This is a genomic window from Spirosoma endbachense, assembly GCF_010233585.1.
Classification (GTDB): Bacteria; Bacteroidota; Bacteroidia; order Cytophagales; family Spirosomataceae; genus Spirosoma; species Spirosoma endbachense.
In genome coordinates this window covers 3,698,568-3,724,794 of sequence record NZ_CP045997.1, presented here as the reverse complement: position 1 = coordinate 3,724,794, position 26,227 = coordinate 3,698,568, and the positions used below count along the sequence as shown (strand labels likewise).

At 49.2% G+C, this 26,227-nt stretch carries 19 protein-coding genes; 11 read left to right on the top strand and 8 right to left on the bottom strand.

The annotated features are described in order from the left end of the window. The first annotated feature begins 241 nt into the window (after positions 1–241). From GJR95_RS14885 to GJR95_RS14865, 5 genes are all read left to right on the top strand, one after another. The gene (locus GJR95_RS14885) at positions 242–1,522 is read left to right on the top strand and encodes a M50 family metallopeptidase (protein WP_162386616.1); all 1,281 of its coding nucleotides are present in this window, start codon (positions 242–244) and stop codon (positions 1,520–1,522) included. A gap of 15 nt (positions 1,523–1,537) precedes the next feature. Beyond that, entirely contained in the window at positions 1,538–2,758 is a 1,221-nt protein-coding gene (locus GJR95_RS14880) for an arginase family protein (protein ID WP_162386615.1), read from the top strand. A 4-nt stretch (positions 2,759–2,762) separates the two neighbouring features. Continuing rightward, entirely contained in the window at positions 2,763–4,961 is a 2,199-nt protein-coding gene (locus tag GJR95_RS14875; RefSeq protein WP_162386614.1) for a TonB-dependent receptor, read from the top strand. Positions 4,962–4,976: 15 nt separating this feature from the next. Then, positions 4,977–6,011, top strand: a complete 1,035-nt coding sequence (locus tag GJR95_RS14870) for an NADP-dependent oxidoreductase (protein WP_162386613.1) — start codon at positions 4,977–4,979, stop codon at positions 6,009–6,011. 414 nt (positions 6,012–6,425) lie between these two features. Continuing rightward, positions 6,426–8,792, top strand: a complete 2,367-nt coding sequence (locus GJR95_RS14865; RefSeq protein ID WP_162386612.1) for a gliding motility-associated C-terminal domain-containing protein — start codon at positions 6,426–6,428, stop codon at positions 8,790–8,792. A 63-nt stretch (positions 8,793–8,855) separates the two neighbouring features. Here GJR95_RS14865 and GJR95_RS14860 read toward each other — a convergent pair whose 3' ends face one another. Further along, a complete protein-coding gene (locus GJR95_RS14860; protein ID WP_162386611.1) occupies positions 8,856–10,394 on the bottom strand; it encodes a P-loop NTPase family protein in 1,539 nt (512 codons plus the stop codon). 202 nt (positions 10,395–10,596) lie between these two features. Here GJR95_RS14860 and GJR95_RS14855 point away from each other — a divergent pair, with 202 nt between their 5' ends. Next, positions 10,597–12,390: an IPT/TIG domain-containing protein gene (locus GJR95_RS14855; RefSeq protein ID WP_162386610.1), complete on the top strand. Its 1,794-nt coding sequence runs from the start codon at positions 10,597–10,599 to the stop codon at positions 12,388–12,390. A gap of 51 nt (positions 12,391–12,441) precedes the next feature. Here the strand turns inward: GJR95_RS14855 and GJR95_RS14850 are convergent, their stop codons facing one another. Then, complete coding sequence (locus tag GJR95_RS14850) at positions 12,442–13,380, bottom strand: 2-hydroxyacid dehydrogenase (RefSeq protein ID WP_162386609.1); 939 nt, start codon at positions 13,378–13,380, stop codon at positions 12,442–12,444. A gap of 135 nt (positions 13,381–13,515) precedes the next feature. Here GJR95_RS14850 and pdxA point away from each other — a divergent pair, with 135 nt between their 5' ends. From pdxA to GJR95_RS14825, 5 genes are all read left to right on the top strand, one after another. Then, positions 13,516–15,075: a 4-hydroxythreonine-4-phosphate dehydrogenase PdxA gene (gene pdxA / locus GJR95_RS14845; RefSeq protein ID WP_162386608.1), complete on the top strand. Its 1,560-nt coding sequence runs from the start codon at positions 13,516–13,518 to the stop codon at positions 15,073–15,075. A 132-nt stretch (positions 15,076–15,207) separates the two neighbouring features. Then, entirely contained in the window at positions 15,208–16,095 is an 888-nt protein-coding gene (locus tag GJR95_RS14840) for a YicC/YloC family endoribonuclease (RefSeq protein WP_162386607.1), read from the top strand. Between the two features lie 272 nt (positions 16,096–16,367). Continuing rightward, positions 16,368–17,144 (top strand): LytR/AlgR family response regulator transcription factor, encoded by a 777-nt coding sequence (locus GJR95_RS14835; protein WP_162386606.1) that lies wholly within the window; start codon positions 16,368–16,370, stop codon positions 17,142–17,144. Then, positions 17,141–18,319, top strand: a complete 1,179-nt coding sequence (locus GJR95_RS14830) for a sensor histidine kinase (RefSeq protein ID WP_162386605.1) — start codon at positions 17,141–17,143, stop codon at positions 18,317–18,319. The genes GJR95_RS14835 and GJR95_RS14830 overlap by 4 nt, the downstream gene beginning before the upstream one ends. Next, positions 18,316–19,473, top strand: coding sequence for a sensor histidine kinase (locus GJR95_RS14825; protein WP_162386604.1), 1,158 nt, complete (start codon positions 18,316–18,318; stop codon positions 19,471–19,473). Before GJR95_RS14830 ends, GJR95_RS14825 begins: the two co-directional genes overlap by 4 nt. A gap of 81 nt (positions 19,474–19,554) precedes the next feature. Here the strand turns inward: GJR95_RS14825 and GJR95_RS14820 are convergent, their stop codons facing one another. The 6 genes from GJR95_RS14820 to GJR95_RS14795 all read right to left on the bottom strand — a co-directional run bounded on the left by GJR95_RS14820 (position 19,555) and on the right by GJR95_RS14795 (position 26,180). Further along, positions 19,555–19,740: a hypothetical protein gene (locus GJR95_RS14820; protein WP_162386603.1), complete on the bottom strand. Its 186-nt coding sequence runs from the start codon at positions 19,738–19,740 to the stop codon at positions 19,555–19,557. A 92-nt stretch (positions 19,741–19,832) separates the two neighbouring features. Beyond that, positions 19,833–22,943: a lantibiotic dehydratase gene (locus tag GJR95_RS14815; protein ID WP_162386602.1), complete on the bottom strand. Its 3,111-nt coding sequence runs from the start codon at positions 22,941–22,943 to the stop codon at positions 19,833–19,835. Positions 22,944–23,041: 98 nt separating this feature from the next. Continuing rightward, the gene (locus GJR95_RS14810; protein WP_162386601.1) at positions 23,042–23,410 is read right to left on the bottom strand and encodes a hypothetical protein; all 369 of its coding nucleotides are present in this window, start codon (positions 23,408–23,410) and stop codon (positions 23,042–23,044) included. Further along, a complete protein-coding gene (locus GJR95_RS14805; RefSeq protein ID WP_162386600.1) occupies positions 23,410–23,547 on the bottom strand; it encodes a hypothetical protein in 138 nt (45 codons plus the stop codon). The genes GJR95_RS14810 and GJR95_RS14805 overlap by 1 nt, the downstream gene beginning before the upstream one ends. Positions 23,548–24,158: 611 nt before the next feature. Further along, entirely contained in the window at positions 24,159–25,085 is a 927-nt protein-coding gene (locus GJR95_RS14800) for a bestrophin family protein (protein WP_162386599.1), read from the bottom strand. Between the two features lie 162 nt (positions 25,086–25,247). Then, complete coding sequence (locus GJR95_RS14795) at positions 25,248–26,180, bottom strand: sugar phosphate isomerase/epimerase family protein (RefSeq protein ID WP_162386598.1); 933 nt, start codon at positions 26,178–26,180, stop codon at positions 25,248–25,250. Positions 26,181–26,227 lie beyond the last annotated feature (47 nt).

Genomic DNA, 26,227 nt, shown 5'->3' with positions numbered 1-26,227 from the left:
TTTTTCAATTTTCACTTTTCAAATCAAACCAGTCATGAATAACACAACTCCAGAAGTACTGACGATCGTTGAACTCGAAGATCGCTTTGAAACGACCGTAGCAGCCGCCGATTCAGCCCGTTGCAGCGACAATAGTGTTAGCGTTTAGTCGATCTCGCTGATGCACATGCCGACGTTCCCGCCCCGTTTGTGGGGGCGTCGGCTTTTTCTCTCCCCATAACTTTCCTAAACCGACTTGACCATGATCGCCTTAGAAACCGACTCGTTCCGAATAGAAGAGATGGAGCGCTCGGACTCCAACCGACAGTTTTTGCTGACCGTAAGTGGGCGGCCTTATAAAGTCGGGGAATTTGTGTACCTCATTTTGGATGGTGTCAGCCGGAAGCTTACCTATCAGCAAATCAGCGAAACACTCAACGCCCGCCAGAGCGAAACGCATTTCGGGGCCGACGATGTGGCCCGGCTGGTAGAGGATAAACTCCGGCCAATGGGCGTTTTCGACGCTCCTCAGGCAGAAACAAGCCAGGCCAGCAATCCGGCCCTCGGCAATATATATGCCCGGTATACACTGCTTCGGTTTAACCAGTATGCCTGGTTGCTTCGTATCATTCAGTACGTTTTTTCGCCCGTATTCTTTGGCATTACCTTCGTGGTGGCGCTGGCCGCTAATACGTACCTGATGCGTGAATTGCTGGCCCTCGATCATTATGTGCAAAATCACAACGCGGCTACCCTGGCCACGGGTGATTGCGACCGGGGGCTGTGGCATATGCTCGTTTTTTATCCCGTCGTACTTGGTATTCTATTAATTCACGAACTGGGCCATGCCGCTGCGGGCTACCGGTTCGGTATCAAACCTAAAGAAATTGGAGCGGGCTTATACCTGATTTTTCCGGTACTCTATACCGATGTTACGGAGGTCTGGCGGCTCGGGAAACTCAAACGAACCATCGTTAACCTGGGGGGTATTTATTTTCAGCTTCTCATCAACCTGATCCTGATCGGGTATCTGGTCAGTCACTTCGGCGATTTCGGCCAGATCAATACAACCCGCTATCTTATTCAGCTCAATGTGGCGACGATCATTATCAACGCCATTCCATTCCTCAAATTCGACGGGTACTGGATCTACAGCGACCTGTTCTCGCTGCCTAATCTGCGTCGTCAGTCAGTCCTGTATGTTCGTAATCTGGCGGGTAAAGTGCTTCCGTCACTTCGGAAACCGGCCAGGGCGAACGATCCGGAAGTAGACCTGAAAAATCCGTTTCTGCTGGTATATAGCCTGGGGCGGTTGTGGTTTCTGGCCTATTTTTTCGTGTTCGCTTTCAAAACATTCTTTGAGGTCGTGCTGCATTATCCACAGACCACCTATCAATTCTTCATGGATTTCTCGGTCTGCTCGGCTGAGCCGTTTCTGAAATCGTCACTAACGGTCGGGTTGTTTGCTTACTTCTCGCTGGGGTATGCCCGCCAGAGCCGACAAGCTATCCGAACGGCTATCCGTAGTCGATTCGCTCACTAACTAAACTCCATCGCCATGATAACCGACGTTTCTGTTTCGCCCCTGTTGTTAAAGTCGCCTTATCTTGACATTACCCTGTCGAATCAAACGGGTAAAGGCACCATCTTCAACATGATCAGTGGAAAGAGCTACGAAGTTAGCCCGGCCATTGTTTCGATCCTTGATTTCTTTAGACAGCCTGCCACGACCGACGCGCTGTTTGACGAAATGGACATAGAGAATGATCAGCTTGAGCTGGCTATCGCCTATCTGCAACGAAATGGATTGCTACTCGATCCCAGCACAGAAGGGTGGGAGCGTTTTACGGCCGATGTGATGGCGGTAAAGAACCGGATCTTTGGGGTAGATGCCTATCACGAGCGGGCCGAAGTCGTTATTGTCGGTATTCCGTTTGGCAAGGGAAATGGGAAGTCGATGGGCGGGGCGAAGTTCCCGTTTCACATCCGGGAGTTTAGCCAGAATAACAATCTTCTGTTGAAAGGGGCTGATTTTCTGCTTTTTGATGAGCTGACCGCCACGCGTCTTCAGCCCCTGTTTCAGAACAGCAAGCTGGTTGATTACGGTAATCTGTTTGTGAACGCCAATGAGTCGACGGCTTTTGTATACGCCAAAATTCACCACATGGCGAGCCAATTGTTTAAAGCCGGTAAAATTCCGGCCTTTATCGGGGGCGACCACTCCATCAGCTATCCGCTTATTAAGGCAGCCGCTGAGACTTATCCCAATTTACACGTCATTCATTTCGATGCCCACACCGATACCTACGGCTCGCGGTACGACAGTATAAATCACTGGGGGAAAGTGCATCATTACGGTAATTTTATGACGAAGTGCCTGGAATTGAGCAACGTACAGCAAGTCTATCAGTTTGGCATTCGCGGATTTGCCAATGCCGGAACCAGGCCGCGCCCGAAACAGCACATTCACTGGTGTCATCAGGTGAGCGAGCAGTTACGGCAGGGAAAACGATTCGATTTGCCCGACGATGTTCCTTATTACGTGACGTTCGATGTCGATGTTCTGGACCCGACCGTTCTGCCTGGCACCGCAACGCCGATACCGGGAGGCTTTTCGCTGGAGGAGATCAAACAGCTTTTTAGCCAGCTCCTGCCAGGACGTCAACTAGTAGGCTTCGATCTGGTAGAAGCCAATCCCGACTTCGATTCAACGGATCTGACCACGCAGGTGGCTATGGAAATCTTGCTTCGCCTAATGAGCTATCTAACTATTTCGTAAAGACATGAAAACACGTCTACAGACATTCATTTTAGGGCTGCTTCTGAGTAGTCCTGCCTGGAGTCAGGTTGTTGTGCAGGGTAAGGTGTTCAATGCACAGATGAAGCCACTAGCCAGTGCTAATATTGGTATCCTGAATTCGTATGCCGGAGCCACCACCGACGCCGATGGCTCCTTCTCGTTCACGACCGATGGTCGGGGAACCGTTCAGGTGGTGGCGCAGATGTTGGGTTATGCTCATCTGCCGATGACGATTACCATCAGCGACACGACACGGCAGGTAACACTAAAGTTCGTGCTCAATGAAGAGTCGATCAATCTGGATGGTGTCACCGTTAAAACCCGAAAAACTGATTTTCTGGGCCGGGGCGGGCTCCCCAGCCTGAAAGCGCTGGAGGTTCGGGCAATGGGTGGCAGCAATGCCGATATTGCGAATGGCATTCGGACAATGCCCGGTGTACAGGCCACTTCGGATGCTACCGGGTTGTTTGTCAGGGGCGGCACCAGCGATGAAACGAAGGTGTATGTGGATGGACTGCTGGCCAATAATTTTTTCTACAACGGTAGTCCGGGTGTGTCGCAGCGGGGTCGGTTTGCGCCAGAGCTATTTTCGGGAAATTTCTTTAGTAGTGGTGGTTATTCGGCCCTGTACGGTCAGGCGTTGTCATCGGCTTTGATTCTGGAAACCAACGATGTGGCCGACCGTTCATCGATAGGCGGCAACATCAGCACAACGGGTGCCATGCTCGAAATGAACCGCGTGATCCGCCCTGAGCGGCTGTCGGCAGGTGGGTCGATCACCTACACGAACATGAGTCCCTATTATCACATTGTTCCGCAGCGTCGCACGTTTACCGCTGGCCCGGAATACCTCGACGGCCTGTTTCACCTCAAATATCGGGCTGGCGATAAAGGAGTACTGAAAATTCTTGGAACGGTTGGCCGCAACAACGTCCAGTTTTTGCAGAATACCACCGGCCGAACCGCCCAGTATGGGTTGGTAAGTAGCAATGGTTTTGTGAGCGTTTCGTATGCAGGCAGTGTGGGTAAGGAATGGACGATGAATGCCGGATTTGGCGCCAGTTTATCCAATAATACCGCGTCAATTGACTCTTTGCCGATGATCGATGGACAGGTATCGCTGCGTCGGTCGCGCCAGGTTGCCCAGCAGGTCTATAATACGCGGGTTGTCTTTCGGCGGTCGATCGGGAAAGGATCGGATCTGTACCTGGGTATGGACCATGTCATGACCGGAACCGACATGCAACTGGCTCAACAGCATCTGATTGCGCCAACCCAGCATCTGAACGAACAATATGGCGCCGTTTTTGCTGAAAGTAACGTGTCGCTGAGTCGGACGCTGAGCACCCGGCTTGGTCTGCGGGCCGAGGGGGCATCGGCAATCAGTCGGCTGGCTGTGGCACCGCGTATGTCGCTGAGCTATGCACCGGGAAAGGTTCATAAGCTGACCCTTAGCTATGGGCAATTTTACCAACAACCGACCTACGATTACCTGATCAGCAATACAAACCGCAACTCGCTGCGTTTTCAGGAAGCTACCCACTACATCGCGAGTTATCAGATGGTACGGACCAATCAGTTGCTGCGGGTGGAGTTGTATCAAAAAACGTATAACCGGCTGCTTCGGACAAGCCCCGATACCAGTTCGACCGGCAAAGGCTATGCCCGTGGGTTTGAGGTACTCTGGAAAGAAGAAAACCGTCTTCCGAACGTAAACTATTGGGTATCGTACTCATACCTGGATACAAAACGGCAATATCTCGACTATCCGATGCTGGTGCAACCCAGTTTTGCGGCCACGCATACGCTGGCTACCGTTGTCAATGTGCTGATTCCGTCGATTCCGCTCAACATCGGTCTGACCTACACCTTTGCATCAGGACGGCCTTATTATAATCCCAATCGGTCGAAGGACCAGTTTATGACCGATCATACACCAGCCTATCATAACGTAGGAGCCACGGTGGCTTATTTGACCCGCATCGGTAAGGCTAATTCAACGCTTGCCTTTTCGGCCAACAACTTGCTGGGTAATCAGCAGATATTCGGTTATCAATACAGCTCACTCACAAACAGGGAAGCGTCGATGCCGCTGGCCAATCGCTTCTATTACCTGGGTCTGTTTATAAACTGGGGAATTGATAAGCGTAGTAAAACTCTTAACGATCTGTTACAGAATTAATTACGATCAAAGATTATGCAAAACACGCAAGTTCGACTCATCAACCGGCCGCTTGGTTTGCCTAAAGCAACTGATTTCTCGGTAGAAACACAGCCTTTGCAGCCACTTGGCATCAATGAAATACGGGTTCAGAATCGGTACGTATCCATTGATCCGGCCATGCGCAGCTGGATGGCAGGAGGCCGATCTTACATAAACCCCGTACCTGTTGGGGCCGTAATGCGGGCGTTGGGAACGGGTATGGTCGTGGAATCGCGCCATCCTGACTACAAAACAGGCGATTACCTCTATACGAATCTCGGCATTCAGGAGTATGCCTTGCTGACTGAAGAACACCTCACGAAACCCGATTACGGAAATAAACCGTATCGGGTCGATCCAGCCGGGGCTCCACTGCCAGCCTACCTTGGCGCATTAGGGCTTCCGGGTATGACCGCCTACTTCGGACTGTTACGGGTGGGTCAGATCCGGGCGGGGGAAACGGTCCTGATTTCGGCTGCTGCGGGTGGTGTGGGAAGCCTGGCCGGACAGATTGCCAAACGGCAGGGGTGCTTTGTTGTGGGAATTACCAGTAGCCCGGAAAAATGCCGGATTGTTGAAAAGGAGTTCGGATTCGATGCCTGCCTGTCGTATAAATCGCCAACCTGGCGCGACGAGTTAGCGGCTCTTTGTCCCGACGGTGTTCACGTATTCTTCGACAATGTTGGCGGTGATGTGCTCAACGGGGCATTACCGCTGATGGCCAGAGGAGGCCGGGTGATTTTGTCGGGGGCCGTTTCGCAATACAATAACATGCAATTTATGCGTGGCCCGGCCAATTACCTGACGCTCATCTCGACCCGTGCGCGTATGGAGGGCTTTGTCGGCATCGATTTTTACGATGAGTTTGCGGAGGCACGTGCCGAAATAGCGGGCTGGATTCGTGAAGGCACTATTCGATCCGACGTTCATCTGGTTTCGGGTCCGGTCGATACATTTGTCACGCTCCTGGGCCAGTTGTTCGGCGGGCAAAATACGGGCAAGCTCGTGCTGGAAATTGTTGCAGACTAACTCAGTCGGTTATTGAACGGCTAATTCGTAGCTAAAAAAGCTAAAATGACCTGGGTCCGGAAAACGAGATTTTCCGGACCCAGGTCATTTTAATGAACCTCAGCCGGGGCGATCATGGCAATAGTCCAGTGCATTGATGATGGAATCGAAACCGTAGAAAGGTTAGTTCTATTGAGACCTAATAAACACGCCTATTTTTACAGGTTAAAATAGTTATAATAAATCAATAAACATAAATAAGATTAAATATTAATGCGGTTATTTGATGAATCGGTAACAAAATTCCTATGATTTGTGGCTAATAAGGCCCTATTTAGCGGTCTGAGAAGTGGGGAGTCTTCAGAGATGAATCCGCTTAAAAACACACCTGTATGGCAATGAGTGACTGGACAGAAAATCTGGAACGACTAGTTTATGTGTCTATCTATTTTTCGGGTCATACTATGGCTAACCCTGATCGGAACATCCCTGCAAGCGCTGGGTGCCCATCAGGTAGGAGGGCAACTGGAAATGCAGGCGATTGGCGATATACCCGGCCATTATCGGATTGTCCTAACCAATTACTTTGAAGCCGGGCCACGCGCTGATGCCCAGGCAGGTGGCGGATTGGGCGTGTTCAGGAAAAGAGACAATGTCATGTTGTTCGCTTTTTACGCGAAACGAACCGGGCCAGGTGAACCAATCGTGTTTAGCAATGAGTTTTGCGCCAAACTCCGAAACCTCAATTTTATTACGGTAAATTTTGAAGCGGAAATTCAACTCGACCCATCCGAATATAGTGACAGCCAGGGTTATTATATCTCGTATCAGGGCCGGAACCGAAACGTTAGCATTAACAACATTAAAAAATCATACGATACGGGCTTCACCTATTACCTGGAATTTCCTCCCCTGCAACAGAGTGGCAAGCCCATTAAGTATTCTTCTCCCCATTTCCCGCCCATGACCGGGGAATACATCTGTATCGGTGAACCGTTCCGATTTCCCTTTGGCGCAACAGATCCCGATGGCGATCAATTAACCTATTCACTCGTAACACCCCTCGACCAGAAAATTTATACACAGGCTATTTCTCCCGGACCTTATCCGGGCGTTGCCTGGGTGCCGGGTTATGGGCCTGCCAATGCCATACATGGCTCACCTCCACTTGCTATTAATGCAAAAACGGGCGAATTATCGGTAACCGCTACGCAAGCGGGCTTATTTGTTTTTGGGGTTAAAGTCGAGAAATACCGGAATGGCAGGAAGCTCGGCGAAGTCAGACGGGATTTTCAGTTCTTGGTGATCGACTGTGCATCCGAAACCATACCAAGTCCAGTCGTTCATGCTGAGAATCAATCATCGACAGCACCTGAAGCAACGATCTGTCAGGGAGGCTCAATCGTTCTTCAAACAACAGTTGATTCGAACTGGAACTACCAATGGTATCGGAATGGTAGCAGCATCTCGGCGGCTAACAAACCCTCGCTAACGATTTATGAGCCTGGTAGTTATAATGTTATTGTTTATTCGAAAAACGAGTGTTTAAAACCCGGAACGTCAAAGAATATTATTGTCAAAACCGCCACGTTAACCAGCTCAATAAAGGCAAGCGGATCGCTCTGCGCAGTAGATGGTTCTGTTCGGCTTCAGGCGTCGGCAAATCTGGCTGTGCGCTATGAGTGGTACCACAATGGCCAGCCGTTGACGCACCAAACTGCCGATACAGTGCGAGTTAGCCAGGAAGGAACGTATTGGGCGGTATTAACGGATACTGCTTTTGGTTGTGTTTTCCGGACCGATACGCTCTCCATTTCGCGCTTGCCAGCCTTACCCGCGTCCATTCGATCGGTTAGAGGTTCACCGCGATTATGCCCGGAAGATTCATTATTATTAGAGAGCAGTAGGGGGAAAAGTTACACATGGCAACGAGACGGTCAGCCGATTCAGGGCGCAACGGGTGCGCAGTATCAGGCGAAAACGTCGGGAAGTTATGTTGTCAGGATTACCGACGATAGTGGTTGTTCGCACGTTTCAGAACCCTTTCTTGTGGAGGCCATTCCTCCGCTGACGGTTCTCTTTGATTCAATACCAGCCATTTGTGAAGCCAATGCGACAATAATCACTCTAAACGCCAGTCCCCCTGGCGGAACGTTTTCCGGCAATGGTGTTGGTGGAAATGAATTCGATCCGCGACTCGCCGGAATTGGTAATCACCGTCTGTCGTATGCAATTAAGCCGTCGCCCGAATGCGCTGATGTAGTCGTTACCCGAACTGTTGTTGTTGGGAAATCGCCCAGTATTGAATTGCCCGATAGCATCGTCACGAATAAGGGGAATACAATTCAGCTTACGCCTTCAATCAGCACTAATGCCGTTTTTTTTCAATGGACGCCCAGTACGTATCTGGATAATCCGACCATTGCGACCCCCTTAGCCGTATCGGTCCTGAATACTATTACATACACCGTTAAGGCATCAGACAGTTTAGGATGCGCTAGCGAAGATTCCGTACGAATTAAGATCATCGATCAGATCTGGGTGCCGGATGCCTTTACGCCCAATGGCGACGGTATGAACGATGTACTGGCCCTGCCTGGCATCGAAGCCTTTCCTGATGCAGTCATTACAATTTACAACCGGTGGGGCGAGGTGATTTATCAATCCGCCAAAGGCTATCCAACGCCCTTCGACGGTACGCTAAATGGCCATGAGTTGCCCATAGGCGTTTATTCCTACAGATTGCAGACGGGCTCCGGCAAGCCACAAAAGGAAGGAAGTATTCTACTACTTAGAGACTAATAGGCATTCTACAGTAGGCAGTTAACCAAACCTGCCTACTGTAGAATGCCTATTGCTTACTAGTTAATACCGGCTATCGTCGTCTTCCTCGTCTTCATCCTCTCCCCCAAAATTGCTGCCGGGGTTGAACATGGAGCCTAACAGATCTTTAAACTGCTGACCTGTGTCGAGCGCTTTTTTGCCGATCAGTGAATGTTCGGCCAGACCATGTAGCGCGAATTCCATCATGAATAATTTTTCGGGCTTACTGAGTCGCGCGTGGAACAGATCGACTACATCATCCAGTCCATCAATGGTGCGCAGACGGGCTTCGTAGTCACGATTGGTTAGATCGCTCAGAATTTCCATGATGTTTCCATCCCCAAACCAATCGGTAATCTTCTTGTATGGATTGCCGCGTTTGTCTTTTTTGGCTTTTTCCGGATTCGGGAAATATTGCAAAAACTGATTCCGAACTGCTTTCCCAATCAAATTCTGCGCCACAATAACCGGCCCTTCCACTTCGCCTTCATAGACCAGCTCAACTTTACCACAAATGGCGGGTACAACACCGTATAGATCCGCGATGCGGACGTGGGTGTCTTTTTCACCGTTCAGCAATGCCCGCCGTTCGGCCGAAGACAGGAGATTTTCGTAAGCCGAAATGGTCATCCGGGCCGATACCCCACTCTTCGAATCAACATATTCACTTTCGCGGGCTTCGAGCGCAACCTGTTCGATAAGGTCGGCAATGAGGTCGTTGGTTTTCACCATTCCCTTCTGCTCGGTCTTAACGACGGCTTCCTGCATGGTGATTTTTTTTCCGATTTCAATTGATTTCGGATAGTGTGTCACAATCTGCGAATCAATCCGGTCTTTCAGGGGTGTTACGATGCTACCCCGATTGGTATAATCTTCCGGATTGGCCGTAAAGACAAACTGAATATCGAGCGGCAAACGGAGTTTGAAACCCCGAATCTGAATATCACCTTCCTGCAAAATATTGAAGAGTGATACCTGAATACGGGCCTGAAGATCAGGCAATTCGTTGATGACGAAAATGCAGCGATGGGAGCGGGGAATCAGACCAAAGTGAATGGTGCGTTCATCCGAGTACGGCAATTTAAGCGTCGCAGCCTTGATCGGATCTACATCCCCAATAAGGTCGGCCACCGACACGTCGGGCGTAGCGAGTTTTTCGGTGTATCGATCATTCCGATGCATCCAGGCTACGGGGGTCTGATCACCTTTTTCGGCAATAAGGTCCAGTGCAAAACGAGATAGGGGCTGGAGCGGATCGTCGTTGAGTTCAGAACCGGCAACCACTGGAATATACTCATCCAAGAGATTGACCATCAGGCGGGCGATCCGGGTTTTGGCCTGCCCGCGCAACCCCAGTAGGTTTATGTGGTGCATGGACAGAATAGCGCGTTCCACATCCGGAATGACGGTATCTTCATAGCCCCAGATACCGGGGAAAACAACTTCTTTATCCCGTATCCGTTCGATCAGATTTTCTCGTAATTCCTGTTTAATAGGTCGGGGAATATACCCTGCGGCTTTCAGTTCGCCGAGTGTAGTAATTTTCAATAAATTTGATGACTTCAGGCTGCGGTAGTTCATTCGCGTTTTTATGGATAACGGATACTGTACAACTAACGATGGATTAGCGATTTATGAGTTTTTAGCTTGCCAAAGCTAGCGTATTTGCTGTACACTATTCCTAACAGGCTTTCGCGAGAAATGGTTTTTAGACACTAAAATTGGCTACTTTTACTACACCGCAACGAATGTTTGCTCCGGGCGAAAGAGCCCTCTGCCAGTTATGAAGTTAGTTTCCGTTGTTTTTGCCTTCCTTTTTTTAGTACTCGGGATATCGGCTTGTCGCGTCAAAAATGCTCCACCAGAACTAGCGACATTGTTGCCCAAGGAAGCCTATGTTGGTCAGGAGATTACGCTGGGAGGTTATCAGTTCGGCGATGAACCCGTTGTCACATTTGGGGGAGCCGGTTCGGCGGTTGTTGGTCAGATTCTGGGCTCATCGGAACAAAGCATTCGGGTAACGGTGCCGCTGATTGCGCCGGGCGTTACCCAGGTCAGGGTACAAACCAGCGAAGGAATATCGGACCCTCTGCCACTCAATGTGTTGCAACCACCTCCTGTGATCACGTCGATAACGCCAAGTAACGGTTTGCCGGGAACAGAAGTAGTCATAACCGGCAGCTATTTAAATCAGATTCAGTCACTTCGATTCGAACAGACTCCGCCCATCGTTAAAGACAGTACGGCCAACAAACTGACACTGGTAGTGCCGGAAAAAATACCACATGGACCACTCAACATTGTCATTACCACCAAAGGAGGAGAAACTTTCACTGGATTTATTGTAGCCGGGACACCACAAATCACCAGTATCTCCACGAAAAGGGCGAAACCTGGTTCTGAACTTATAATTCAGGGGCAAAACCTTCTGGATGGTCTGGTGCGTATCAACGGATTGACGACCGACCGCAATCAAACAAGTATTAAAGACACCGAAATCCGTACGGTAATCCCGACAAATGCTACATCCGGTAAAGTCACCGTAACGGTATTTGAAAAGCTGGTGGCTACCAGCGCCGATAGTCTACAAATTGTGTTGCAGCCTGCTGTTGCTAACCTGAGCGCACGAGACGGCATTACAGGCGATAAAATTATTCTGACCGGGCTTAATTTACGTGATGTATCAAGCGTGTTGTTTGGGACCGCATCCGTTCCCTTCCGCGTCATCAGTGATACGCAGCTTGAAGCAACGGTGCCTAATCTGGGATCGCCGGGGCAGGTAACGGTTTCGGTGACCAGTGTTGGCGGGAACGCCAGTGCAGCCGATCCATTCTTCTTTTACGTGGCTCCCTCCAATCTGGTCATAACGCCCGTCCGCCAGCTGCGTCTGCAACCCATTACGATAACAGGGCAGAATTTATACAGGACAACAGAAGTTCGGGTTAGTGGACAGGTCGTTTCCATTAACAGTAGTATTGAAGGCTCACAGATTATTGTCAGCATACCGGCCAATGCGGTTAGTGGTGTGGTTACGGTCACGAACCGGGCCGGAACCGCCACCAGCCAGCCTCTGGTTGTGGTGCAAAAGGCGCTTATTACCGACTTTCTTCCGGCCAAGGCGCGTTCCGGCGAACGCGTCGTTGTGCGGGGTAATTTCCTGCTGAATGCTCAGTTTTACTTTACCGGCACAACTACCCCCGCTGCTGACGGGGGCAAAAATGAGGATACGGAGCGATGGATTCTGGTGCCATCGGATGCTCAGACCGGCCCGATTCGAGTGCTCAATGCAACCAATGAATCTGTGCTTACGGATACATTTACCATTCTTCGACTGGCAACTATTACCGACTTTACGCCCAAAACGGCTAAAGCAGGTGAAGAAATAACCATTACGGGTCAGAATCTGGCGAATGTGACAGCCGTAAAATTCAATGGCGGTGTCTTACCCGCTACCTTCAAGCTTTCGGGAAGCTCTTTAGTGGTAACTGTTCCAACAGGGGCTGTTGCGGGGCAGATTTGCCTGACTACGGAAGCGGGGGCATCCTGCACGAGTGCGAATTTTACGCCCGAAAAATAGATAAGCAATGGGGTAGTGTCGATTCTAAAATCGACACTACCCCGCTCAGTTTTACACATTCATCAAGTCTTTAACCAGAACTTCATTGATTCGGACATAGCTTTCGTGTGTCCACCCGGCAATGTGAGGGGTCAGAACGACCCGGTTCGACTGACGCAGGTAATCGAACGAAGCCTGCTGCTCGGGGGTGAGCTTCGCTAATTTTTCATTCTCCAGCACGTCCAGACAGACTCCCCGCACTTTACCGCTTTCCAGGCCGCGAACCAGCGCTGATAGGGAGGTGATTTCGCCCCGTGCAATGTTGATGAGGTAAAATGGTTTGGCAAAACGGTCGATGAACGTATCGTTGATCATCATCCGCGTGTCGTCGGTTAATGGCACATGTAGGCTGAGCACATCGGCCTCGGCTATAATTTGCTCCAGCGTAGCTTCCTGAGCAAACGCATCGCCATAATTTGTCAGGTATTTGTCATAAGCCAGCACCCGGCATCCGAAGCCGCTGAGCCGACGGGCCGTTGCACTTCCATTATTACCATAGCCAACCAGGCCAACGGTAAGGTTCCCCAACTCGTAACCCCGATTACCTTCGCGGTCCCAGATGCCCTGCCGAACTTCATGGTCCGCTTTCAGAATGTTGGCCAGTAAACCGAGTAGCATACCAACCGTATGTTCGGCCACGGCATCCCGATTCCCGGCACCTGCATGAAACACGCGAATATTCCGGCGTTCAGCTGCGTCGAGGTCAATTAAATCCAGACCGGCACCTGCCCGTCCAATAAATTGCAGATTCGGAGCTTTACTGAAAATCTCTTCGTCTACCGTTGTTTTACTCCGGATAATAAGTCCATTGAAGGGAGCTATCTGGTTAAGTAGCCCTTCTCTCGTAATTTTTGGTTGATAGTCATACATAAAGCCTGCCTCATCGAGCATGGCAAAGAGCGACGGGTGCATTTCGTCGGCAATGAGAATAGAACGCTGATTCTGGGACATCCGTGGGGTTTTCGTAACTTGCGTCAATTACAGACATTGGACGCTGAATCTTAACGAATGGATTGAACGAGTCCAGTAATCAAGATCAAGTTTCCAACGTCCTTTCAAACTAGTTGGCGAAACTAACAAAAGTAGATGGAACAACGCCAATCCGACGATCCAAACGAAGCTCGTACACCCCAGTCGACCGGCCCGAAATCGGGTGATCGACCAGCCAATACCCCCCCATCAGCCAATGCAAAGCCATCGGCCGATCAGCGTGAAACGCCCCAACGTTCAGCAAATCAGCGGGATGCGAATCAGCGTAACCAGAACCAGCGGGAGAATCGCCAGCAAAATGGCCGTACAGGCGGACAGCGGGACGAAAATCCAAAGAACAACCGCAACGAGCGGGATGCTGGACCACCAGACCGAGGGCCACGTGATGCGGGAGCGCAGGAACGGGTATCGCGCGAGGAAGGCCAAAATCCTCGTAACAATTCTCGCCCAAACGACAGAGACCGTGCCAATGGAAATCGTGACCGAAATGCGTCAGAACCCCGTGAATCAGTGAATCAGGAAAGCCATCAGCCCGAAAACACAGGGCGTACGGACCGGGATGGAGGATCGCAGGATCGTACACCCCGCGATGGTAGTGCCGTCGGCCGTGAGGACCGTCTGGTTATCGGCATCAGCCTGGGGGATTACAATGGCATTGGTCCGGAGGTAATTCTGAAAGCCCTGCAATACAATCGGCTGCAAAAAATCTGTACACCCGTTATCTACGGGTCGATGCGGGTTTTGAATCGCTACCGTAATCTGCTGAATCTGAAAGACTGGAACCTGAACGGAGCACCGACTATTGGGCAAATCAGCCACAAAATGACGAACGTCATTACGTGCTGGCCCGACCAGAATCAGGACATTCAGCCCGGTCAGGTAACGGCAGACGCCGGACAAGCCGCGCTGGCCTGTCTGCAACGCGCCGTCGATGACCTGAAAGATGGCAAGCTGGATGCCCTCGTAACCGCGCCGATCAATAAATACAACATCCAGTCGGAAGAATTTAAATTTCCGGGCCATACTGAATATCTGGCGCAGGAATTTGGTGTTCAGGACAATCTGATGTTTCTGGTCAGCGAACGGCTTCGGGTAGGTGTTGTAACGGGGCATGTTCCCCTTGGGCGTGTTCGGCAGAACGTAACAAGGGAGCGAATTGCGCAAAAGTTAACCCTGATGATGCAATCACTCAAACAGGATTTTGGCATTGAAAAACCAAAAATTGCGGTACTTGGCCTCAATCCGCATGCAGGGGAGGAAGGTTTGCTGGGTAATGAAGAACAGGAAGTGATCAAGCCACTCATTGCCGAATGGCGTAATAAAGGCCAGCTGGTGTTTGGCCCTTATCCAGCCGATGGTTTCTTCGGAACAAGAGGCTATACCAAGTTCGACGCCGTATTGGCCATGTATCATGATCAGGGATTAATTCCGTTCAAGGCTATTGCCTTTGAGGATGGCGTAAATTTTACGGCTGGTATGCCCGTTGTTAGAACCTCACCCGACCATGGAACCGCCTATGATATTGCCGGTAAAAACCTGGCTGATGAAACATCGATGTTACAGGCTATTTACACGGCTGTTGACGTAGCCCGTCAGCGAAAGGAGTTTGCTGATTTAGAGGAAAATGCACTTAAAAAGCAACCCGTAGAAAAATAATTGTTGGTTTACGGTAATTGGTTTACAGGTTTGAATTTACGGCAGACTGGCGCACCGCTTATCGCCTGCGTCGGCTTACTATAAAACCGGAGATTGTAAAATCAACTACTGCACGTACTAAACTCTTTCCAAATGCTTAAATCCATGACCGGCTTTGGCAACGCAACAGTAGAAGCTGGTAGCTTATCTGTAACGGCTGAAGTTAAAACACTGAATTCTAAATTTTTAGATATTTATTGCCGCCTTCCCCGGCAGTTCTCCGATAAAGAAATTGACTTGCGGGCCTTGCTGACCCAACAGCTGGAGCGTGGCAAAGTTGAGTTATCGCTTAATCTCACCCGCACAAGTGGATTACGACCGGGTGTGACAATTAACCGGCCATTGGTAACGGCATACGTTCATGACATAAAAGAAACCGCCAACGGCATGCTGATGAGCGTTTCTGACAGTGATGTGCTTCAATTGGCGTTGCAACAACCAAATGCTTACATGACCGAGTCGGCCGATCCAACGGCTGATGTATCGGACTGGAATACTGTGCTGGCCGCAGTGCAGGGAGCTATTCGTCGATGCGATGAATTCCGCCGGCAGGATGGCGCTGTGCTGGAAAGTAAATTTCAGGAATACATTCAAACCATTAGCGACCGGCTGGCCGATATTGAACAGCAGGACGTTCGACGGATTCCGGCGGTACGTGACCGGATGCGTAATTCGGTGAAAGAGCTTCTGGACAGCGAAACATTTGACCATAACCGCTTTGAGCAGGAACTGGTCTACTACGTTGAAAAGTTCGATATTTCAGAAGAGAAAGTCCGGCTCAAGAATCACCTTGCCTATTTTCTGGAAGTGCTTTCTACCGAAGAGGCAAATGGCAAAAAGTTGAATTTCATTTCGCAGGAAATTGGCCGCGAAATCAACACGATAGGCTCTAAAGCCAATGACGCGGCCATTCAGCGATTTGTGGTACAGATGAAAGATGAACTGGAGAAAATAAAGGAACAGACAATGAATGTAATCTAGAATAGATCCTTTATTTGTGAAATCGAACCTGTTTGGTGACCGGTAGTCCATACACTCTATTGAGGGAACAGGGTGTATGGGCTACGGAATAAATGCACTTGGTAAAAGCTGAATACCAGCGGTTTAGGATCGAATACGGATCACTATTCCCATGGTGAACTATTTAGTTACTTATAGCTAGTTTAGCTGTTCTCTTTTTGTAATAAGCCTGAATTTTGTATCCTTTCTTTTTATAGTATTAAGAATTACCTTGCTACCTGGCTACTAATTCTATGGCATTGACCCTGAAATGCTTTATTATTGATGATGAACAACCAGCACGGGCTGTACTGGAAAAATTCATTCAGCGCGTTCCATTTCTAGAACTGGTTGGCCAAAGTTACAATGCCGTTGACGCGCTCTGGGAAATACAACAGGTGCAACCCGATCTGATCCTGCTCGATGTGGAAATGCCCGAAATGACAGGAATTGAATTTCTGCGATCCCTTAGTTTGCCCCGCCCCCAGGTTATCATGGTAACGGCCTCTCCGCAATATGCCGTAGAGGGTTTCGAGCTTGAGGTGCTGGATTATTTGCTGAAACCCGTTGCTTTCGACCGCTTTTTAAGAGCCATCAATAAAGCCGTTACTAAACTACAGCCCTCGGCCGCACCAATGGTCAGTCTGCCATCATTGAACCCGCAACCGGCCAGCCGAACCGCAGAAACAGCTACTAATCAACCGGCACCGGCCAATTTCTTTCTGGTCAAAGAAGACAAAAAGCTGATTAAGGTCTTGCCGGAAGAAATTGTGTTTGTGGAGGCCATGAAGGATTACCTTACCATTCACCTGCCCACCCGCACCATTGTCACGCACATGACCATGACAAAAATTGAGGAGATGTTGCCATCTGCCCAGTTTCTGCGGGTAAACCGATCTTACATTGTCCGAAAAGGGGCCATTCGGGAAATAGATGGAAATCTGATCACAACAACTGATGGGAAACGCGTGCCAATTGGTGTCACCTACCGGGAGTCTGTATGGAAAGCCATGAAAGAGAATCTTATGTGAAAAATCTACTCGACCGGGCGATTGCCACGTTTATTCGACATCAACGCTTTTTTCGTAGCGTCGGTCGGATTCTGATCGTTAGCTTAATCGTTGCCGTTGCCCTGAGTATGGCCTCATTATCAGTCGGTAATGACTGGCCAACGTTTACATGGTTCAGCGTTAACCTGCTTACGCAACACCTGCTTATTTACTATTTGATGGGGTACTGGCTGCTGCCTCGGCTGCTGTATAAACGTCGACTCGGGTGGCTGCTGCTCTGGATCGTGCTGGGTTTCTGGGGTGCCTACCTCATTAATCGGGCTGTTGTACTTGCTGTTGAGCCAACGCAGCCCAAAGCCATTCATTATGTTAGTCAAATTCGAACGTTTCTCGATGGTCGCGGCTGGTTCGGGCCGTTTCTGTCCTTACGCGTATTTCTGTGGAATTTTGTTTTTAGTATTTTCTCTCCGTTTATTTTTCTAACGCTCAAAGTCATTAAAGACACGATTGTTTTACGGCAACAACAATTCCAGTTGACGCGGAATCGATTATTGCTCGATCGTGATAATGCCGTTCTAAAACAGGATTTTCTGAAAGCACAGGTTAGTCCTCACTTCCTGTTTAACACCCTCAACAGCATTTATTCGCATGTGGTAGGTACTGACGACGGGGCGGCCGATATGGTACTGCGCCTGGCAGAACTCATGCGCTATAACCTCGATACTGCCAGCGCAGCACAGGTATTAGTACAACAGGAAATAGATTATCTGCAAAGCTATATTGTGCTTGAGCAGGCCCGGCATGGCGATCGACTCTTCGTAGAAGTCGATGTGAGCGGGAATCTGACCGACTATCTGATTGCTCCATTGCTATTAGGTACGTACGTAGAAAACGCCTTTAAGCATGGAATCCGATCGGGAACCGAAGGGTCCTATGTACTGGTGAAAGTTGCGTTAGAAGCGGATACGCTACTCTTTATTGTCGAGAACAGCATCAGCCAGGGGCCAACGGTTGTCGTTGCCAGAAAGGCGGGCGGAGTCGGTTTGCCAAATGTTAAGAAACGGCTGGCCCTGTTATACCCAGACCATCATAGCATTGAGCACGATATTACGGATCAGTATTACCGGGTCACCTTACGTATCGATCTGACTCGGGTAGGAGCCCCTCGTACCTTAGCCCAATCAACCGTTCAATGAACAGAGCAGCCTATCGTTCCTGGCTACGCCAGACAGCCCGTCGCGGATTAGTCTGGCTGCTCATGCTAGGGTTGACGCCAATCATAGAAGCACCAACCTTTAAACCCGCCGAGAAGCCTTATTTCTGGATCATATCCTTATTGACTTCCTGCTTAACGATACTGACTTATGAACTCTATGCCCACTGGCTATTTCCCCGATACCTGTATCGTGGCCGACTGTTATGGCTAACGGGTTTATCGATCGTTGTTTTTGCACTGATTTACTGCCTGATGTATATGAGTTATCCCCTTATTCAGCAGACGGCCCGAATACCCGAAACTATACTGACAAAGGGCATATATCCTCAGTTAAACTATTGGTTTTCAATATATAAAGCAGGTCTGGTTGGCTGGCTTCATACACCCAGGACGATTGCTATCGTTTTGGGAACACCCTACTTTTTTGCAAGCCCGTTCCTGTTTATTCAGCTGATTCGTTACTACCTAAACCAGCGGCAGAACAGCCAGCAGACGGAGTTGGATAACCTGCGTATCAATAATGAAAATAAACTCCTTGAACTGGAATTACTAAAAGCTCAGCTCAATCCGCATTTTCTATTCAATTCGCTGAATAGCATCTACGTTCGGATTATCGACGTAGACGAAGAAGCTGCCGATCTGGTATTGCGTCTGGCCGAGTTGATGCGCTACAACCTTTATGAGGCTGATGCCCAGACCGTAACGCTGGACCAGGAACTGGAATACATCGAAAACTACCTTCAGTTGGAACAGACCCGGCATGGAGAGCGCATTGAAATCCTCTTTAGTAGTGAAGGGGATTTTAGTGGGTTGACCATTGCGCCCCTGATTTTGCTGGCTTTTGTCGAAAATGCTTTTAAATACGGAATTGGTGGAACACAGCAGGGAGCTTACGTTTGGGTCGAAGCCCACCTCGACCAGTCAGACACACTGGTTTTTACGGTGCAAAATACCTTAATAACGTCTGGGAATCGATCGGCATTCGATCGTCAGCCAAGTGGTGTAGATCTACCCAATGTACGCCAACGGCTTGCTCTTCTTTATCCAGAGTCCCATCGGATCGAAACGGAACAATCAGAGGATAGTTACTCCATTTCGCTCTTTATTCAGCTCGCGCCTGTTCAATACTCGTAGGCGATTCACGTCATCGTATTCCAGTGAAAAAGCTCCTCAGTATACAATTGAGGAGCTTTTTGTTCGTAAAGTGATTGGTAGTCATGCGGCCTGATCGTAGAAGGTTATCATATCAGGGCCTTCGCCGATCGGGTTAAAGGAACCAAAAAGATCGTTCGCCGAAACGATCCAGTTGTCGTCGAAAATGCCGTCACTCTCGTCGATAAACAGGAAATCACTAGACCGGGACGCATTATTTTTCTGCTTGTTAAGGATTACAGTTTTCATGGCTATCAGGGGTTTATGTATAGCCAAATTTCGCCCTTAAACGGTGTCTGTTCAATAAGCTCCGTGACTAACTCATTCGCTGCCCGAATAATTTAGGAGTCTGTCAACTGGCGCGTTGCGGTTTGTTGTCGGGCTCGTTGCGAATCGTAGAATTTAGCCAGACAATGGTAAAGAACCAGTTCGTAAGCCCGTTGTTTGGAAGGAAACAACCGATTGATTGTCATGTGGATCAGGCTTCCGGCCAGTGTCTGAAAATGAGAGCTGGACTGATTCGTCTGACCCAGCGTAGCTAATAAAGGCTGCTGTTGATCGGCCCAGTCTTCCAGGCCGTTCGCTAGCGGAAATGGGCGGCTCAATGCCTGTTCAAGAAGTGGCTTATACGTTCGATACCGTTCGTTTAGTTGCTGGCGTAGATTGGCATCACCATTAAATTCCACGAAAAACCGCTCCTTCAGGTGGTTGAGAAGGGAATGACAATCGTCAATTGTGGTGTTCATGCCTTTGAGTAGCCGGTCTACTTTGTGGGCAGCAAAAGCAAAACGCAGATTTTCGTCGAAGCTATCGCCGGTCTGGCTCATAAACTGAAGAGTACTCAGGCTGTCGTGGTGGAAAACGTGTTCGCAGGTAGCAATCGTTTTCATACCATACCGTTCCAGTTCCCGCTGGTAGGTATCAGTCTGAATTTTGTGAACAATACCACTTTGTACGTAAGGTTGTAATGCTTTCTCGATACGTCGGATTACGTAATGGTAAAACTCAATAAACGGGTTGCCGTGGAACCGCAGACGCAGGTGAGGGTCCTGGTCTTTATAGCGGATAAAAAAGAACTTTGTTACAATTTGCTGCTCAATCAGCTCCTGAATAGCCGGGTAGAGGGCATCAACCAGCAGAATATCAGACGCTTTTTCTCCTGCGTAAATTTTTAGATAGAGCCATTCACTACCCACCGAGAATCGGCGCTGGGGTATGTCGGCCGTTGCCGCATCGATTGGTGCATAGGGCAATGCCGATGAATTCCGAAAGGGGAGAACCAGTTCATGGGTAAAGGCCAGATTGTCGGAATCGCGTACAGGGCAGCTTTCGGGCGTGGTCAAACACTCGACCAGACGAAGTGTAATTCCCCGTCTTAACTCCTGAATTAACAGTTGAACGCAGGCGTCCACCCGAAGATCGATACGTAGTTCATTGTCGCCACTGACAATCATAAACTCCTGTGGCAAACCAATATCGTTCAGTTGTTCGCGTAGTCGGGTTGGGTCGTTGAGTGTGAATTGTTTGGCCATTACTTGCCAGGTTGCTCGGCTCAGCACAATGTGGTTATACCGTACACGAGGCAGGTAAGCCTGTTGGGCCAGCAAGCCCCAGTTCCAGTGCAGATCCAGATAAGCATCCTGGTATTGAAGATTGCAGAGAAATTGATAAACCGGCAGGCCGCCCTGGTAATTATGGGCGTTAGACAAACGAGGAATGACTCGTTTATTGAGCCGCTTTGACCGGAGAATCAGCCGGTTATTGCGAACGGATACATAGAGATCCGACAGCGGAATCTGGTGGTCGGCATCAACCGAAGCCCGGCCTAAGTAAGGAATCTCATACCGGTGCAGCGCCGGGCGCACCAGAATATTACCAGCTCTGGATTCTGGGAAATGAACAATTTCGGCCAGAATTACATCCGGATGATGGTCTTCTTCCTGTCGTGCGCAGTTTCGGATACACTCGGCCAGGTCAGGATCTGACTCACTAAACCGGCTCATTAGATTGACGGCCGATGGGCCTCTAAAACCCGATAAAACAAATAAATAATCGTCGTTATCGATTGCCTGAGCCGAGGGTGCTACCAAAGTACCAAACGCATAACAGCTCGAAGGAAGCGTCTGATGCTTGCTGCCCTGATCGCCAACTTTCTGAAGGTCGGAGTCGGTTAATACGATCTCTCCATGCCCATAACGAAGCACTTCTGTATAACGAGTTAAAACGAATGACTGCCAGTCGGTTAGGGAGGTGGCCTGATGAATCGCGCTACCGGGTAACGACAGGCTATCGATCATCGGGGCACTGCCTACGCCTAAGGTCGAGCTGTTGCCATAGCCTATTCCCATCTCATGGTCCAGGGCCAGGGCCAGTGGCACTTCTTCTTCTTCGTAACGGGTATAAAAACGATGCCGGAAGTCATCGAGATCGTTACTATGAAAGGGCTGGTTTAGAACCAGCAATACGTTTAACTGGCGTTGAAGGTTATTGAGCCAGCGTTCGCTTACCTGGTACTGGTCGCCAGCGAAGGCTGTGTCAATCTGAATCAGGTCGCTGCCCGGCTTGTTGATACCCTGTTCATCGAGGTAATTTAGTAAGGCAGGCAGTTGAAGAGGTGGGGTCGTTAACAGGCTGGTCACTTCCTCAATAACCTGTTGGCTATATAAGACAGAGAGCGATTGGGAAAGCGTGGCTAACCGATTTTGCATCGCAGTCAGGTAGGGATCGCCGGTGAGCGATGGCTCCAGTTCGAAAACAAGAAGTTGACTGTCAATTAGTTCACTGACATAATGAGCCGCATCGTCGGGTGTAACCTGGTAGCGGGTATTCAGAAAATCGACAATGTCATCGCCCGTTACACCCTGCTGGGCAAATGAAAACAGGTCAGCCAGTAAGTCATCCCGGCCAACGGCGCTGATAAAGTAAGTCCGGCCGGTCGTTTCCTGCTGTTGCTCGATAAAGCGAAAGTAATTGCCTGCCAGATAAAGCGTTGAATTAGTAAAAAGCCGAAGCTGTCGCCGGATATCAGGCTGAGCCAGAAGCCAGTCTTTAATGGATTGTAAATAGTCGATGTCTAAACGAACGTGGGGGGCAATGGTGGCTGGTGATCCTGCCTGAAACTGAGTGGTACTACCAATCGAGCCGATTGTACACCCGGCAAATAAGCCATAGGGCGTACTGCGGGTAGTCATTCGGATTAAATACTTATGGAGCGTACTGATAATTTTTGCTTCGTCAGATAGCGACTCACCCGCCAGCCATCGCTGGACTCGGGCAAACAATTGGGGAGAAGCTGTTTCTAAAGCTTGCTGCTGAAGCGGAGTGCTAAACCAGTCACGAAGTATGTCGGGTAGAGCAGCAGGATTGTCCCGGAGTAGTTGGTAACGGGAATGCAGGGAGTCGACAGAAAAAACCGGGCGTCGTAGGACAAAAAAATCTAAACGTTGGATCATATACTAGACGGTCTGGTATTACCCTCTAATATATTTCTTTCTGCTTTAAGAGTTTAATAAAAACGCACTTTGTTAATAAAAAATTAAACTAGTTGGAATTAACTAGTCGCCTGACAATAAGCGGTTAAACATTTGCTGAACTGAGCAAACGAGAAAGGTTCGGTCAGAAAGGCAAAGGGTTGGGTAAACAAATCAGGAAATTGCTGCCTGGGAAACGGCGATGTGATCACCACACCCTGATGCTGTTTCAACTGGGCCGCCAAGTCGTTTTGCACCAACTCTTCGGGTGAGGCCAGATGCAGGAAAATTAAATCTGATTCGGTAACGGGGCTGATTTCCTCTGGGTATGCCATCAGACTGGTTGTCAGGGTTAATTCCTGACAACCAGCCCGACGAATATACTGCTGAAGCAGCGCCTGGCTACCCCCGTCGTAATTGACCAGTGAGCAGCGAATAGTATTGATCATTAGCGAGCCGTGCCAATAGTGAACCAATCGCAGATTTGACCCGATTTGGTCGATGCGGTATTTGTGCCTATCGCATTCAGGTTGACTACGCGTTGCACTTTAACTGACAGACGGTTGTTTTGAGCTGGAGCTTGCATGACACAAAAAGTTAAGAGTTAGAAATAGATTAGTTAACTGGTTGGTTATCTACCGGCTTGGTTGATGATTCAAATGTAATAGCCTGAAGTGGGGGTAATCAACTAATTTAGACCGGTGAGTTAGCAACCTTCGATGAATGCCCGGTTTTTATAGACGAATAGAAAATAGAAAAATTCAATTGGTGCTAAACCCGCAAAAGGTTCTAGTACAGTATGGCTGTGAATTACGTCGAAGCAACTAGAAAATTGACCGCACTATTAAAATAGGGGATTAATAGGGCAGAAGCAAAAATGCTGTTAGCCGATCCCGATAAATTGGTGTGTCACTTGCGTTTGGACGTTGAGTGATGGGGATGCCCATCACGGAATCCAGCGAGGCCGCGATTTTTTGGATTGAGTGAAGCCCAAATACGAGTACGTATCAGGAGTGGAGCCTGAACATTACAGAGAACCAATAATCTCCGATTGGCGGAATTGTGGTAGGAGACATTTCCAGTGCGAAATGAACAGGCTGTGATACATGGCTCCCTTGACTCATTTTGCCGGAGACAGGCCGTTTGAGTCCATTATTATGTCGGCAGCCCCGGTTCTTCAGGATTAACGTTTTCCCGTTAATTTACTTTCATGAAGTTAATTTCTGGTTTGGGACTGACACTGGTCGTTGACGGGACTGCCAGGATTTCGTGCATATTCCGCTGGATCGTTTGGGCAATCTGGTTGAGTGGTAAATCATTACAGTCCAGGCCAAACGGATCTTCAATTTCGTCGCCGATCATTTCGACACCCAGTAGGGCATAGGCCGCCAGGATAGTGGCCACGATGATAAAATATTCGTACTTATCGACCAGTACCAGTGGCAACAACAGCAGGTAAAGACTGATAAATAGTTTGATAAAAAAGCTGTAAGAAAAAGGAATTGGCGTTTTCCTGATCCGCTCACACGACCCCGTTATGTCAAGGAATGCCTGGTGATAAAGCCGGATGGTAATCAAATCTGCATCCCCGACAATGCCTTCTTGTTTCAGCACCTGAAACCGACGCATCAACAAAGCAGCAATTCGGCTCGGAATGTGTGTGTACTGTTTCAGGGCATCAGGGTCCTGATCGTCGGTTTTTGCCAGTTCACTCATGTCTACGCCCGTTCGTAAATGCCCTTTGAGTACCAGGGCAAAGTTGGATAAAGTACGGGCAAAGAAAAGCCGGTTTGTCTTGTCACTGTCCGGCAGCAACGCATCGAGCAAAACCGCCATATTGCGACTTGTGTTGACGAGCGAACCCCATTGGCGACGCCCTTCCCAGAAGCGGTCGTAGGCGGTGTTCGTTCGAAAAACCAGCAGCAAGCTTAAAAGGATGCCTAATAATGAAAAGAAAATGCCGTCGATGGGTACCTCAACGTTGACCACGTATTGATCGACCAGCGTAACAACTACGCCATAGCCGCCAACGTAGGCAACTCGTCGCAGAAGAACCTGAATAACATAACTTGTGTGGAAATGCTTGATTGCCTCACCCCAATCTTTCGCGTCGTAAATAATCATTAACGTTTCAGGAAAGACGAAAGATAATTGCCGAATTTCTGATTAACACCATGGTTCGGGTCAAAAATGTGCTCATACGGCTCATGATCGCCATTGTTGGGCTTCGTAGTCAACTAAAAGTAGAAGTGAGTTTATTGTATACTTGGCCAGAATTGACTTTTCTTAGCCTGCAGCCGTTAACGCTTTCTTCACCTTTTCGTAAAAGGCAGGCACTTTTACGCGCGGATCGCCCTTGCCAAGCGTTTCGATGGGGAGGTAACCTTTGTAGCCAGCTTCGCGAACAATTTGCATAATTTTATTCAGATCGGTTTCCTGTTCCTGACCGTTCACAAACAGTTTTTCTTTGACCTGCCAGGTGGCAGCATAGGGCGCTACGCTGGCAATCTGCTGGTAAGGATCACCGATTTTAAAGCTACCAATGTCCAGGTTTACGGCCAGCCATTCCGAATTAACCCGGCGCACAATATCCAAAACATGATCAGCCGTTTCAATAAAATCGGCATGATTCTGTAACACGATCATGACGCCCTGCGTGGCGGCATAATCTGTGCATTCGCGAATGGCATCGACGACCCTGGTCGTGACTTCCTGCCGGTTGTATCCTGTCGGGAGTTCCTTTCCTGTACCCGAAAATACGCGTATAACGGGCGCTCCCAACCGGGCAGCCGCCCCAGTCCATTTTTTGACCAGCTCTACCTCCGCTTTTCGGCGGGCCGGATCGGGTAGCGTAAAATCATTGCGTACGCCGGTCCCGCTTATGTCGAGCCCTAGCCGAAACGCTTTTCGCTTGATCTGGTAGAGATAACCATCATCGGGTAGCGCCGGGTATTTGGGGAAGTAATACCCGGTGGGATCAACGGCGTCGAAACCAAGCTCAGAACAAAATGTCAGTACATCTTCGAGTGTCATCTGGCCGCTCATGAGCGGTTCGTTGAACGAATAGAGATTACAGCTTAATCGGATGGGTCCTGATTTACCCGTTTTTGTACCAGCTATTGCTTCCTGTGCCGAGGCTAGTGTTTGCGCCGTTGTTGCGATGAGAGGTAAACTGGCACCGGCGGTTTTAAGAAAAGTTCTTCGGCCTGGGTTATTCATAGGGGTGAGGAGTTTAACGTAAAGGCATGATTTCAAAACACATGGCC

What these genes read in the sequence shown, in the direction of transcription:
- GJR95_RS14885 (WP_162386616.1), top strand. Translation starts at nt 242, where the DNA reads ATGATCGCCTTAGAAACCGACTCGTTCCGAATAGAAGAGATGGAGCGC.
- GJR95_RS14880 (WP_162386615.1), top strand. Translation starts at nt 1,538, where the DNA reads ATGATAACCGACGTTTCTGTTTCGCCCCTGTTGTTAAAGTCGCCTTAT.
- GJR95_RS14875 (WP_162386614.1), top strand. Translation starts at nt 2,763, where the DNA reads ATGAAAACACGTCTACAGACATTCATTTTAGGGCTGCTTCTGAGTAGT.
- GJR95_RS14870 (WP_162386613.1), top strand. Translation starts at nt 4,977, where the DNA reads ATGCAAAACACGCAAGTTCGACTCATCAACCGGCCGCTTGGTTTGCCT.
- GJR95_RS14865 (WP_162386612.1), top strand. Translation starts at nt 6,426, where the DNA reads ATGTGTCTATCTATTTTTCGGGTCATACTATGGCTAACCCTGATCGGA.
- GJR95_RS14860 (WP_162386611.1), bottom strand. Translation starts at nt 10,394, where the DNA reads ATGAACTACCGCAGCCTGAAGTCATCAAATTTATTGAAAATTACTACA.
- GJR95_RS14855 (WP_162386610.1), top strand. Translation starts at nt 10,597, where the DNA reads ATGAAGTTAGTTTCCGTTGTTTTTGCCTTCCTTTTTTTAGTACTCGGG.
- GJR95_RS14850 (WP_162386609.1), bottom strand. Translation starts at nt 13,380, where the DNA reads ATGTCCCAGAATCAGCGTTCTATTCTCATTGCCGACGAAATGCACCCG.
- pdxA (WP_162386608.1), top strand. Translation starts at nt 13,516, where the DNA reads ATGGAACAACGCCAATCCGACGATCCAAACGAAGCTCGTACACCCCAG.
- GJR95_RS14840 (WP_162386607.1), top strand. Translation starts at nt 15,208, where the DNA reads ATGCTTAAATCCATGACCGGCTTTGGCAACGCAACAGTAGAAGCTGGT.
- GJR95_RS14835 (WP_162386606.1), top strand. Translation starts at nt 16,368, where the DNA reads ATGGCATTGACCCTGAAATGCTTTATTATTGATGATGAACAACCAGCA.
- GJR95_RS14825 (WP_162386604.1), top strand. Translation starts at nt 18,316, where the DNA reads ATGAACAGAGCAGCCTATCGTTCCTGGCTACGCCAGACAGCCCGTCGC.
- GJR95_RS14820 (WP_162386603.1), bottom strand. Translation starts at nt 19,740, where the DNA reads ATGAAAACTGTAATCCTTAACAAGCAGAAAAATAATGCGTCCCGGTCT.
- GJR95_RS14815 (WP_162386602.1), bottom strand. Translation starts at nt 22,943, where the DNA reads ATGATCCAACGTTTAGATTTTTTTGTCCTACGACGCCCGGTTTTTTCT.
- GJR95_RS14810 (WP_162386601.1), bottom strand. Translation starts at nt 23,410, where the DNA reads ATGATCAATACTATTCGCTGCTCACTGGTCAATTACGACGGGGGTAGC.
- GJR95_RS14805 (WP_162386600.1), bottom strand. Translation starts at nt 23,547, where the DNA reads ATGCAAGCTCCAGCTCAAAACAACCGTCTGTCAGTTAAAGTGCAACGC.
- GJR95_RS14800 (WP_162386599.1), bottom strand. Translation starts at nt 25,085, where the DNA reads ATGATTATTTACGACGCGAAAGATTGGGGTGAGGCAATCAAGCATTTC.
- GJR95_RS14795 (WP_162386598.1), bottom strand. Translation starts at nt 26,180, where the DNA reads ATGAATAACCCAGGCCGAAGAACTTTTCTTAAAACCGCCGGTGCCAGT.